The organism is Streptomyces flaveus (assembly GCF_014647675.1).
Lineage (GTDB): Bacteria > Actinomycetota > Actinomycetes > Streptomycetales > Streptomycetaceae > Streptomyces > Streptomyces flaveus.
On the sequence record NZ_BMPQ01000004.1, the window covers coordinates 191,262 to 202,374 of the forward strand.

Below are 11,113 nucleotides of genomic sequence, written 5' to 3' on the forward strand. Positions count from 1 at the left end.
AATGTCCCAGCAGGTACGAGGCGTCGTCGCGCGGGCGAAGGGCGAGCCGGTCGGCATCGAGACGATCGTGATCCCCGATCCGGGGCCGGGGGAGGCGGTGGTACGGATCCAGGCGTGCGGGGTGTGTCACACCGACCTCCACTACCGTGAGGGCGGCATCAACGACGAGTTCCCGTTCCTGCTCGGCCACGAGGCGGCCGGAGTCGTGGAGTCGGTCGGCGAGGGCGTGAACGAAGTCGAGCCCGGTGACTTCGTGATCCTCAACTGGCGTGCGGTGTGCGGCCAGTGCCGCGCCTGTCAGCGTGGGCGGCCCTGGTACTGCTTCAACACCCACAACGCGCGGCAGAAGATGACGCTGACCGACGGCACCGAGCTCTCCCCGGCCCTGGGTATCGGTGCCTTCGCGGAGAAGACCCTGGTCGCGGCCGGTCAGTGCACGAAGGTCGACCCGGCCGCGTCACCGGCCGCCGCGGGCCTGCTGGGCTGTGGCGTGATGGCGGGCATCGGTGCGGCGATCAACACCGGTGCGGTCACCCGCGGGGATTCCGTGGCAGTCATCGGCTGCGGTGGCGTGGGCGACGCGGCGGTGGTGGGCTCCCGGCTGGCCGGCGCGGCGAAGATCATCGCGGTGGACATCGACGAACGCAAACTCGCGACCGCCGCGTCACTCGGCGCCACGCACACCGTCAACTCGCGGGAGAAGGACCCGGTGGAGGCCGTACGCGACCTGACCGGCGGCTTCGGCGCCGACGTGGTCATCGAGGCGGTGGGCCGCCCGGAGACGTACAAGCAGGCGTTCTACGCCCGGGACCTGGCGGGCACGGTCGTCCTCGTCGGTGTGCCGACGCCGGAGATGAAGCTGGAGCTGCCGCTGCTGGACGTCTTCGGCCGGGGTGGCGCGCTGAAGTCGAGCTGGTACGGCGACTGCTTGCCCTCCCGCGACTTCCCCCTGCTGATCGACCTGTACCTTCAGGGCCGTCTGGACCTCGATGCGTTCGTCAGCGAGACGATCGCCCTGGACGGGGTCGAGGACGCCTTCGCGCGGATGCACAAGGGTGACGTGCTGCGCTCGGTGGTCGTGCTGTGACGGCTGCCCGCATCGAGCAACTGGTCACGTCCGGCACCTTCAGTCTGGACGGCGGCACCTGGGACGTCGAGAACAACGTGTGGATCGTGGGCGACGACTCCGAGGCGATCGTCATCGACGCCGCGCACGATGCCGACGCCATCAGGGCCGCCGTCGGCGACCGGCGTCTGAAGGCCATCGTGTGCACCCATGGCCACGACGACCACATAGACGCCGCTCCCGCGCTCGCCGACGCGACCGGTGCGCCGATCCTGATCCATCTCGACGACCGCCTGCTGTGGAAGCACACCCACCCGGACCGGAACCCGGACGCCTACCTCTCGGACGTGCGCCGGATCACCGTGGCCGGTACCGAACTGACGGTGCTTCACACCCCTGGCCACACACCTGGAGCGATCTCGCTGCACGCCCCCGACCTGGGCACGGTGTTCACCGGCGACACCCTGTTCGCCGGTGGTCCAGGGGCCACCGGGCGGTCCTACTCCGACTTCCCGACCATCATCCGCTCCATCCGCGACCGTCTGCTGGTGCTGCCGCCCGAGACGGTGGTCCGCACCGGCCACGGCGCGGACACCATCATCGGCAGCGAGTCCCCGCATCTCCAGGAGTGGATCGACCGGGGCCATTAGCAGTTACCTCGGTCAGCCCAGCTTCGCCACGATGTCAGCCACCTGCCCGGGCATCGACAGGAACGGCGAGTGTGAGGAGTCGAGCGCGACCACGGAGGTCGGGTTGTCCGGGAAGGCAGCGTCCGCGTCGCTGATGAACTTCTTCTGCAGGGCCGGGCGGACCGCCATGTCCCGGGCGCAGGTGACGTAGGTGCGGGGCACCGAGCCCCAGCCGTCGCGGGTCAGCGTGGTGGCACCGAGCGCGATGCCGGCCGGAGCGTCGGGGGTCAGCAGCCCGAGGGCGGCGTCGGCGACGGCCGGATCGACGTCACCGAAGAACGCGTCCCGCAGTTGCTGACGGTAGGCGGGATCGTCGGAGGCGAGGTCGAGCCGCAGGGCGCCGATCGCGGCGGGGTCGGCCCGAAAAGACGGTGCGACCAGTTCGCCGGCGTTCTCCGGCATCTGCACGCAGGCGATGCCAGGCACGTCCGAGGGCGGCATGAAAGCGGTCAGGTACACCGCGTGCGCCACCAGCTCGGGTACCAGTTGTGCCGCCCGCGTCAGCACGGTGCCGCCCATGCTGTGGGCGATCACCGTGACGGGTCTCCCCTGGCCGATCTCCCTGATCTGGGAGACGAGCAGGTCGCCGGCCTGGTCGAGGTCCACCCCGGCCACTGGCGACACCTCTGTGGCCACGGCCTCCGGGGCGAACGGGCGCCTGGTGAGACACTGCGGCCGGTCGGCACGGAGCCCGTGCCCCGCCATGTCCACCGCCACCGCAGGGCGGCCCATGGCCGCGACACGTGCGATGACCTCACTCCAGCACCAGGACCCGTGCCAGTAGCCGTGCACGAAAATCATCGGCGTCGAACCAGCAGACATGATCACTCCTTTGTGACGACCGGCTACCGGCTTCGGTCACCGGCTCGCATGGGCCTCCAGGCTCGTCAGTGCCTTACGGAGGACAACTGAGGAGGATTGGACCGGATCGGCAATAGCGCGCTCTATACGAATTCCGCCCGACGGAAGAACCTCTGGTGCTCCTCGCCGTCCCTCGTGAGCGGGTCCGCGCCCTGCCATGCGGCTCGCAGCAGTCGTTGCAGACTGTTGTGGGTCACCGGGCGTGGGTTGTTCGCGGGGACTACTTCCAGGATCGCGCGTCCGGTGCGGGGGGCGTTGGTCACGGTGACGGCCGTCTACCTGGTTCGTCGCCCGCCGCTCACGACGACCGCGAGCAGGCCGCCGGCCAGGGCGAGGTTCTTGAGGAAGTCGCCCTGCTGGCGCGCGCGTTGCGGGCCCTCCGGCTGGGTCCAGAACGGGAAGGCGGCGAGGGTCGTGGGCACCAGCGAGCCGGCGAGTGCCGTGGCGGAGGTCGCGGGGGCGATGCCGGCCGCGAGTGCCGCTCCGGCGGTCATGTGCACGGCGGCGTTGGCGCGTACCAGTTGGCGGTCGGTGAAGCGGTCCAGGAGCGGCACCGTACGGCGGCACCGCTTCAGGAAGGTCTCCGCCCCCTGCGCGGGGCCCTCCGGGTGCTGCCAGACGTGGCGGCCTCCGGAGACGAAGACAGCGGCGAGCGCGAGACGGGACAGGGCGCGGCCGATGTCGTCGTAGCGCGGTGGTGTCTCAGGCATGCCATGGATCCGTTCGCAGGTGGCGGTCGAAGAAGCGCTCGATCAGCGCGGAGGTCAGCAGTACGGAACGTTCGGCGTCCGGGGAATGGGAGGACCGCACGGTGGCTGTCATGGGGTTCAGTTCCCAGTCGCCGGTGTTGAGGAAGCCGTGGTCGGCGCCGTGGACCAGCAGGAGGTGGGACTCGGCGCGCGCGGCGATCAGGGCGTCGTGGAGTCGGTGGCTCTGTGCCGGGCCGATGAGGAGGTCGGCGTCGCCGTGCAGCAGGAGTACGGGCGGCACCCGCGGGTGGGCCTGCCGGGCCGGGCTGGCCTCGGCGGCGGTGCCGGCCCGGTCCGCTGGGCTTGCGCCCAGCAGGCCCCAGGCCGGGTCGGACGGGTCCACGCCCAGGACTCCGCCGGGCAGGGCGTCGGCGTTGAGATGCAGCAGATCGGTGGGCGGATAGCCCGCCACCACGGCCCGTACGCCGGGCGCTGCGGGGGAGCCGTCGGTATCGGCGGCGAAGGCTGCGAGCAGCGCGAGGTGGGCGCCGGCGGAGCTGCCCCAGAGCCCGATCGACGCCGGGTCCAGGCCGTGGGTGTCCGCGATGTCGTGCAGGTGGCGCAACGCGGCGAGGACATCGTGCAGTTGGGCCGGCCAGACAGAAACCTCGGAGGAGCGGTACTCGATGTCCGCCATGGCGTATCCGCGTTCGGCGAAGAGCCGGGTCAACCGCGGCCCGTAGCCGCGTCGTTGCATGCGCCAGCCCCCACCCGCGAGCCATACGATCACTGGTGCCGGGGTCGGCGCGGACGGCGGCAGGTACAGGTCCATCCGCAGTTCCGTAGGGCCCTGGTCGCCGGGCGGTGTGCTGAAGACGATGTCGCGCACCACGCGGACGTCAGTCGGGTCGATCTTCTCGGGGGGACGTGGCGCCCGGCTGAGCCCTTCCATGAAACGGCCCATGACGGCGGCATTGTTGGACTGCACAGCCGAGAGGTCGGAGGTGTCCGGCTGTGGTGAGACCTCACTGGTCACCGGCTCGCCCCGTCGCGGTCACGGCCAGGAGCGGGAGGCTACGACGCCTTTGCGCGCGGTGCTGGGCGAGCCGCCGCTGATAGTCCGGGGCCAGCATGTCCGGCGTCCACTCCATGTCGTGGTCCAGAGCGACGTCGACGTCGGTGACACCGGGCAGCCTGGCAAGCCGCTCGCGTGCCTCGTTCGCGAACGAGCCCAGCAGCATGCAGGTGGGGTCGGTGAGCCCGAAGGTCACGCTGATCCGCTGGCCGCCCGCCCCGTCGTCACGTACCTGGATGTCACTGATCAGCCCCATGTCGTCCATCCCGGCCGGGACACCCGCGGTGATGCTGCACGGGTCGACGATGCCGTTGAGCACCTCCCGGACGCGGTCCTCGGTGACGCCGCTCATCACGCCACCGCCGCCGGTTCGGCCGCGGGCTCGACCCGGCCACCCCACGGCGCCGCAAGCTCGGTGGTGTCGAACTCGTCGCCGGCGATCGTGGCCCGCAGCTTGTCCTCGTCGATGCCGTGCAGCCGAAGGAAGTTGCTGCCGAGGATGTTCTTCTTGGCTTCCATGGTCAGCGGTTCCACGCCGCGTTCCTCGACCAGGTCCTGCGGTGTTTCGAAGTCCCAGAACGCCTCGATGAGCGGGCGCGGATGGGCCGCCATGCATCCGGTGCCCCAGAGGATGCGCTGGGCGCCGTTGTGCGTCGCGAGGAAGGCTCCCATCGCTTCGGCGAACCGGCGTGGTGCCGTGCGCACCAGGGCGGAGGTCGCTTCCAGGTTGACCACCACGTTCGGGGCGCAGTCCAGCAAGAACGCGGTTTCCTCGACGAACGCCAGCCCGCCGTGCACCACCTCGAAGGTCAGGTCGGGGAACGCCATCGCGGCCCCCTCGATGTCGTCGACGCGCAGTGCGGAGGCCGGCCCGGGCCCCAGCGGGAGTGCCTTGTGGATCGCGACGACCTTCAGGCCGCGTTCCCGGGCCCGCTCGAACACCGGGTAGCACACCTCCGGATCGCTCATGTCCAGCGGCGTGATCCGGCCCTCGACGAGGTCTTGCGGGTAGAGCTTGAGCGCGTTCACCTGGTGCACGTCGACCAGTTCGTCGACGCGGTCCACCGCGCCGGGCCGCAACGGGGCCACCGCGCCGTAGACCAGCACCCGGTTCGGCCAGCGCTCCCGCATCTCCAGGCCGGTGGACAGCGGGGAGCCGCCGTCGTGGAAAAGTCCGTAGATCGGTGTCTCGTGGTAGACGGCGATGTCGGACTGGCTCTCCGCCAGAACCGCCCGCCCGAGAATCTCGGCGGTCGCGCCGTGGTCCAGGTAGAGCGACTTCTCGAGGGCGTAGCCGGGCCCACCCCACCTCGAGTGCAGTTGGTACATGTGCTCGCCGATCCCGCGGCCCATTGCCGGGTTGACGCAGTTCTCCGGCAGGAAGTTGTAGTCGTGCGCCACACCCTCCACGACCAAGGTGTCTTCGATCATCATTCGCTCCTTCTGCTGTGGTCCCTCGAGTTGGTCTTGTCTTCGCGCGCCTACGCCAGCAGCGCCGCGATGCTCTTCAGCGCCTCCGCCGCGAGGCGGTCGTCGGTGGCACCGTCGGCGCCACCCACCCCGATGCCGCCGATGACCTCGCCGTCGTCCACGGTGATCGGCACCCCGCCCGGTACCGGGAGGAGGTCGGCGTCGACGAGGTGCACGGGTGCGATCGCCATCGCGGGAGACGCGGCGAAGTCGGCGAACGCCGCGGTCGGTATGCCGGTGACGGCGGCGGTGTAGGCCTTGCGGCGCGCGGTCTCGACCCCGATGGGGCCGACGCCGTCGTCGCTGAGCAGCACTTTCGTGATGCCGCTGCGGTTGACGACCACCACGCAGATGCGGGCGCCCTCGGCTCGGGCGGCCTCCAGCGCGGCCTCGGCCGCCCCGTGCGCGATGGCGTAGGCCAGGGGTTCCCTCATCCTTCGGTCCCTTCAAGAAGCGGGGTTCCGGTAGCCCCGGAACCGGCCACCGGGACCTCGCGGATCAGGTCCGACGCCTTCTCGGCGACGGCGATGACGGTGGCGTTGATGTTCGCCCCGGGCACGCTCGGCAGCACCGACGCGTCGACGACGCGCAGTCCGTCGATGCCGCGCACCCGCAGTTCGGGGTCGACGACGGCGTTCTCGGAGTTGCCGATGGCGCAGGTGCCGCAGGCGTGGTTGGCGGAGTAGCCGGTCTCGCGCAGATAGCGCTCGAAGTCCTCGTCGGTACGTACATCAGGGCCCGGAGCGAGCTCCGCCCCGATCATCGGGGCGACCTCGGGACTGCGCAGGATGGCCAGCGTGGTGCGCACCGTCTCGCGCAGGGCGGCTACGTCCTCCGGCTCGGTGAGCAGGTTGAACGTGATGCGCGGAGGCGCGGCCGGGTCGGTGGAACGCAGCCGGACCTCGCCGCGGCTGCGGGGGGTCGCGACGGCGTTGAGGGCCACGCAGTGGCGGTCCTTCAGCGGACGTATACCGGGGAACCAAGGCCGGGCGCCGAAGCCACCGCCCAGGATGCCGAGGAACCCGTCGGGACGGTCCAGGTCGGGGCGGGTGCGGATGTACGCGGAGAGGAACTCCGGCATCTGCGCCAGCGGACCGTTCCCGGTGACGAGCCAGCGGAGCGCGCCCACCGCCGCGCGGTCGGCGCGCAGGTGCTCGTGGAAGGTCACCGGATCCTTGACGTCGAACAGCACGGGTGCCGCCGGGTGATCCTGCAGATTGGCGCCGACGCCGACCAGGTCCGCCACCGGTTCGATGCCACTTTCGCGCAGGTGATCCGCCGGTCCGATGCCCGAACGCATCAGCAGCTGCGGTGAGTTGTAGACGCCGGCGCAGACCACGACCTCGCGGGCGGCCCGGATCGTCCGACCCTGCCCGCCCTTCACGACCCGGACACCGGTGGCCCGTCCACCCTCGACGACGAGCTTGTCCACCAGCACCCCGGTGAGCAGGGTGAGGTTGGGCCGTTGCCGCAGCGCGGGGCGCAGGTAGGCGGCAGCTGTGCTGTGCCGCCGACCCCGATGGATGGCGTTCTCGATCTGGCCTGCTCCGGTGGGGTCACCGCTCTGGGTGTCGTCGGGGAACTCGATGCCCAGCGAGCGGGCGGCGCGGTCAAGGCGCCGGCCGAAGGTGCCTCTGCGGACGGCGGTCGACACGGTGACAGGTCCGTACCCACCGTGGTGCTCGGTGTCCCCGCGCCAACTGCTCTCCGCGCGGCGGAAGTAGGGCAGCAGGTCGTCCCAACCCCAGCCCTTGGCACCGGACTTGACCCAGTCGTCGTAGTCGAGTCGGTGTGCGCGGACATGGGTCGAGCCGTTGATCGATCCGGTACCGCCGACCAGCCGTCCTCGCGGGACGGGGATGCTTCGGCCGTTCAGGCCCGGCTCGGGCTCCGACTCGTATCCCCAGCTGATCTCCTTGCGTCCCGACAGCAGCCCGACCCCGAGGGGCAGCTGCACCAGCAGGTTGCGGTCCGTGGGCGGGCCGGCCTCGATCAGCAGTACGCGCGTTCCGGCATCGGCGGAAAGGCGTGTGGCGAGGACGCAGCCGGCCGTGCCGGCGCCGACGACGACGTAGTCGTACTCGGCGCCGTTCCCGGCGCTCATACGGAAGGTCCAGACATCATCGTCTCCTTCGGCTCTGGAGGAACGCGCGGTGGAATCTCTGCGGGAAAGCGCGGGGAGGCGGTCGTTCGCGCGGCGTGTTCTGAGGTGTGATCGCGAGGTGGCGGGAGGCAGGCGAGTGGCTCGTCACCTCAGCGCAGAGGCAACGTAACAGGGCGCTCGACGCTGCGATAGATGTCTGCAAGTAATTCATCAAAGCAGGTCAGAGTCATTGACAGTTTTTCATCAGGGCCGTACAACGGCAGGAGCGCCATGTGGGCCGCACCGCTCGCCGCGCCCGTTCAGCCATGGAGAAAGAGCCGCCGCACGCTCGTGCGGCCACCCCGGACGACAGCACGAAGAAGCCTCAACCGCAGACTCGCCGCACGCTGTCCGACCCCTCCAGTGGCCTTCATATACGCGTCCCCGCTGCCTCAATGCCGAGGAGATGGTCCACCATGACCGACACGACCGTGACTGAGACGACCGTGACCGACACGGGAACCGGCTACGGCCGCAAGCCCTCCTCCCACGACGCCCGCCTGACCGAGGTCGGCCCCGGTACGCCGATGGGCGAGGCACTGCGTCGCTACTGGCAGCCGATCGCCAGCTCCACCGCGCTCACCAGCGACGTCCCGCACCGCGCTCGCCTCCTGGGCGAGGACCTGATCGTCTTCCGGGACGGCCAGGGCCGCCCCGGCGTCGTCTTCGAGCGGTGCTCGCACCGCGGCAGCAGCCTCTTCTTCGGCCGCGTCGAGGAGGACGGCATCCGCTGCTGCTACCACGGGTGGAAGTTCGACGTGCAGGGCCACTGCCTGGACCAGGCCTGTGAAGTTGATGGCGGCCGCCGCCGCAATCTCGCACGTCAGCCGTGGTACCCGGTGGAGGAGGCCTACGGCCTGGTCTTCGTCTACATGGGCCCGCCCGAGCTCAAGCCCCCGCTGCCGCGCTTCGACAGCCTGGAGCCCCTGGGTGAGGGCGAGAGCTACCACACCAGCTGGATGGTGCCCGGCGCCGAGGTCATCGGCCTTGAGGGGGACTACAACTGGCTCCAGCTGTTCGAGAACGCCGTGGACCCTGTGCACGCGGCGTGGCTGCACTCCAACCACAGCGGCTACCAGTTCGCGGGCACCGGGACGGTCGGCTTCCCCGAGAGCTACTACAACAACCGCACCGCCGCGGAGCGCAGCAGCTACCACCGCACCGACCACGGTGTGGGGTACGTCTGGCGCTACCAGGACAACAAGGGCCCCGACGGCGAACTCGTCGACCTGGAGTGGACGGCGCAGTGCATGCTGCCGAACATCGTCGCCCTGCCCGACTTCGTCAAGTCCACCCCCGACGGCCGCAACGACATGCTGCTCTGGGTGGTCCCGGCCGACGACACGCACCACCGCCTGGTCTTCTCGATCCGCGCGGCCGGCCCGGAGCGGGCCACCTCCTTCATGTTCGGCATCAAGCAGAACGGCAAGAACGGCTGGGAGCTGACCGACGAGGAGAAGCAGCGCTTCCCCGGCGACTACGAGGCCCAGCGCTCGCAGGGCGACATCACCCAGCACTCCGAGGAGACCCTGGCCCCGTCCGACAAGGGCGTCGTCATGCTCCGGCGCATGCTGCGCACGATGCTGGACGACGTCGAGGCCGGACGGACCCCGCTCGGCGTCGGCGCCCCCGGCGAGCAGGTCCGCCGCGTGGAGGCCGGTCTCTTCATCCGGCGAGAGGAAGAGGGCGACCCCGTCCCGACCCCGAGCGCCCCAGGCGTGGCGGCAGGGGCGTGACCGAGGCGTGAGCACCACCTGGACGGACGCGGTCGTCGTGGCCCGGTACGACGCCACGCCGAGAATCGCGGTCTTCGACCTCGCCCGGGCCGACGGCGGCGAGCTGTGGGAGTACGAGCCCGGCGCCCACATCGATGTAGCAGTCGGCGAGGCGGCACTGGTGAGGCAGTACTCCCTGTGCGGGCCACCGGGCATCCGCAAGCAGTACCGGCTCGCGGTCCTCAACGAGCCCGCGTCACGCGGCGGTTCACGAGCCATGCACGCCCTCGCCGAGGGCGACACGCTGCGCATCGCCGCACCGCGCAACCGCTTCGGTCTGACGTCCGCACGCCGGCACCTGCTCCTCGCGGGCGGCATCGGCATCACCCCGCTGCTGTCGATGGCCCAGACGCTCGACGCCACCGGCGGCGACTACCACCTGCACTACTGCGCCCGCAGTCGGACAGAAGCGGCCTTCCTCGCCGACCTGGAGAACCACCCACGGGTCACCCTCCACTTCGACGACCAGCCCCCGGAGCAACTCCTCGACCTGGGACGCGACTTGGGGGAACCCGCCCCCGACACCGCGGTCTACGTCTGCGGTCCCGGCGGGTTCATGGATTACGTGCTGGGGCGGGCGGCCGAGCTGGGATGGCCCGCGTCCGCCCTGCACAAGGAGCGCTTCAGCGCCTCGCCGGCCACCGCCGAGCCCGACGGGGGAGGGGAGGGCGGATTCACCGTGCGCCTGTCCTCGACGGGAGCGGAGTACCTCGTCCCCGAGGACCAGAGCGTCCTGGACGTCCTGCTGGCGAACGGCGTCGACGCACCCAACTCGTGCGGGCAGGGCATCTGCGGCGAATGCATCGTGCGGGTGCGCGAGGGCGACCCCGATCACCGAGACGACGTCCTGACCGACGAAGAGCGCGTGGAGGGCCTGTTCACCCCGTGCTCGTCGCGGTCGAGGTCCCCGATCCTGGAGCTGGAACTATGACCACTTCACCCACAGCGGCGACGGTCCGCCCGGCCACGGTCGAGGAGGCCGAGGCCGCCTGGCTCGCCGCCCAGACGCTCCCGAACCCGGAGCCGGCGATCCGCGCCCTGCTCCACCCCGACTGCGTCATCGTGCACTCCGCGGTGGGTCACATCCACGGCGTGGACGACTGGCTGCGGTACGCGGCACGCATGGGCCGTACCAGCCAGGTGGACACCTACGACGTGACGGTCCAGCGCTTCGGCACCACGGCCGTGGTCAGCTGCCTCCAGGAGTTGCACGTCGCCTTCATGCCCGAGCTGACCCCGTTCGTCATCCAGGCCGCCGTCAGCCGGGTGTGGGTGCAGGCGGAATCGGGCGGCTGGCAGCTGGCGCACCTGCAGCTGGCCAGGCGGCTGCCGCCGGGCTGAGAAT

Annotated in this window: 13 protein-coding genes; 5 read left to right on the plus strand and 8 right to left on the minus strand. The window is 70.5% G+C overall.

Annotated elements, in window-relative coordinates; translation table 11 throughout:
* The first annotated feature begins 1 nt into the window (after position 1).
* Entirely contained in the window at positions 2-1,087 is a 1,086-nt protein-coding gene (locus tag IEZ21_RS10225; protein WP_189321557.1) for an S-(hydroxymethyl)mycothiol dehydrogenase, read from the plus strand.
* A complete protein-coding gene (locus tag IEZ21_RS10230; RefSeq protein WP_189321558.1) occupies positions 1,084-1,716 on the plus strand; it encodes an MBL fold metallo-hydrolase in 633 nt (210 codons plus the stop codon). Before IEZ21_RS10225 ends, IEZ21_RS10230 begins: the two co-directional genes overlap by 4 nt.
* A 12-nt stretch (positions 1,717-1,728) precedes the next feature.
* On the opposite strand, the gene IEZ21_RS10235 is transcribed toward IEZ21_RS10230, so the two are convergent.
* The 8 genes from IEZ21_RS10235 to IEZ21_RS10270 form a co-directional block, all read right to left on the minus strand.
* A complete protein-coding gene (locus tag IEZ21_RS10235; RefSeq protein WP_246567525.1) occupies positions 1,729-2,577 on the minus strand; it encodes an alpha/beta fold hydrolase in 849 nt (282 codons plus the stop codon).
* Positions 2,578-2,699: 122 nt separating this feature from the next.
* Positions 2,700-2,879, minus strand: a complete 180-nt coding sequence (locus IEZ21_RS10240) for a hypothetical protein (protein ID WP_189321860.1) — start codon at positions 2,877-2,879, stop codon at positions 2,700-2,702.
* Positions 2,880-2,891: 12 nt separating this feature from the next.
* A complete protein-coding gene (locus tag IEZ21_RS10245) occupies positions 2,892-3,326 on the minus strand; it encodes a DoxX family membrane protein (RefSeq protein WP_189321560.1) in 435 nt (144 codons plus the stop codon).
* Positions 3,319-4,341, minus strand: a complete 1,023-nt coding sequence (locus IEZ21_RS10250) for an alpha/beta hydrolase (RefSeq protein ID WP_246567527.1) — start codon at positions 4,339-4,341, stop codon at positions 3,319-3,321. Before IEZ21_RS10250 ends, IEZ21_RS10245 begins: the two co-directional genes overlap by 8 nt.
* Entirely contained in the window at positions 4,331-4,732 is a 402-nt protein-coding gene (locus IEZ21_RS10255; protein WP_189321561.1) for a metal-sulfur cluster assembly factor, read from the minus strand. The genes IEZ21_RS10250 and IEZ21_RS10255 overlap by 11 nt, the downstream gene beginning before the upstream one ends.
* A complete protein-coding gene (locus IEZ21_RS10260) occupies positions 4,732-5,811 on the minus strand; it encodes an amidohydrolase family protein (RefSeq protein WP_051745456.1) in 1,080 nt (359 codons plus the stop codon). The genes IEZ21_RS10255 and IEZ21_RS10260 overlap by 1 nt, the downstream gene beginning before the upstream one ends.
* A 50-nt stretch (positions 5,812-5,861) precedes the next feature.
* The gene (locus IEZ21_RS10265) at positions 5,862-6,284 is read right to left on the minus strand and encodes a GlcG/HbpS family heme-binding protein (protein WP_189321562.1); all 423 of its coding nucleotides are present in this window, start codon (positions 6,282-6,284) and stop codon (positions 5,862-5,864) included.
* A complete protein-coding gene (locus IEZ21_RS10270) occupies positions 6,281-7,954 on the minus strand; it encodes a GMC family oxidoreductase (RefSeq protein ID WP_189321563.1) in 1,674 nt (557 codons plus the stop codon). Before IEZ21_RS10270 ends, IEZ21_RS10265 begins: the two co-directional genes overlap by 4 nt.
* 455 nt (positions 7,955-8,409) lie before the next feature.
* Between IEZ21_RS10270 and IEZ21_RS10275 the strand changes: the two genes are divergently transcribed.
* Genes IEZ21_RS10275 through IEZ21_RS10285 form a run of 3 tightly spaced genes read left to right on the plus strand, consistent with a single transcriptional unit; the run spans position 8,410 to position 11,109 of the window.
* Positions 8,410-9,729 (plus strand): aromatic ring-hydroxylating dioxygenase subunit alpha, encoded by a 1,320-nt coding sequence (locus IEZ21_RS10275; protein WP_189321564.1) that lies wholly within the window; start codon positions 8,410-8,412, stop codon positions 9,727-9,729.
* A 7-nt stretch (positions 9,730-9,736) separates the two neighbouring features.
* The gene (locus tag IEZ21_RS47450) at positions 9,737-10,699 is read left to right on the plus strand and encodes a PDR/VanB family oxidoreductase (RefSeq protein ID WP_189321565.1); all 963 of its coding nucleotides are present in this window, start codon (positions 9,737-9,739) and stop codon (positions 10,697-10,699) included.
* Entirely contained in the window at positions 10,696-11,109 is a 414-nt protein-coding gene (locus IEZ21_RS10285; RefSeq protein WP_189321566.1) for a nuclear transport factor 2 family protein, read from the plus strand. Before IEZ21_RS47450 ends, IEZ21_RS10285 begins: the two co-directional genes overlap by 4 nt.
* The last annotated feature ends 4 nt before the right edge of the window (positions 11,110-11,113 follow it).

Excerpts from the sequence above, each read along its gene's own strand:
- IEZ21_RS10225 (WP_189321557.1), top strand. The coding sequence starts at position 2 with ATGTCCCAGCAGGTACGAGGCGTCGTCGCGCGGGCGAAGGGCGAGCCG.
- IEZ21_RS10235 (WP_246567525.1), bottom strand. The coding sequence starts at position 2,577 with ATGTCTGCTGGTTCGACGCCGATGATTTTCGTGCACGGCTACTGGCAC.
- IEZ21_RS10245 (WP_189321560.1), bottom strand. The coding sequence starts at position 3,326 with ATGCCTGAGACACCACCGCGCTACGACGACATCGGCCGCGCCCTGTCC.
- IEZ21_RS10255 (WP_189321561.1), bottom strand. The coding sequence starts at position 4,732 with ATGAGCGGCGTCACCGAGGACCGCGTCCGGGAGGTGCTCAACGGCATC.
- IEZ21_RS10260 (WP_051745456.1), bottom strand. The coding sequence starts at position 5,811 with ATGATCGAAGACACCTTGGTCGTGGAGGGTGTGGCGCACGACTACAAC.
- IEZ21_RS10265 (WP_189321562.1), bottom strand. The coding sequence starts at position 6,284 with ATGAGGGAACCCCTGGCCTACGCCATCGCGCACGGGGCGGCCGAGGCC.
- IEZ21_RS10270 (WP_189321563.1), bottom strand. The coding sequence starts at position 7,954 with ATGAGCGCCGGGAACGGCGCCGAGTACGACTACGTCGTCGTCGGCGCC.
- IEZ21_RS10275 (WP_189321564.1), top strand. The coding sequence starts at position 8,410 with ATGACCGACACGACCGTGACTGAGACGACCGTGACCGACACGGGAACC.
- IEZ21_RS10285 (WP_189321566.1), top strand. The coding sequence starts at position 10,696 with ATGACCACTTCACCCACAGCGGCGACGGTCCGCCCGGCCACGGTCGAG.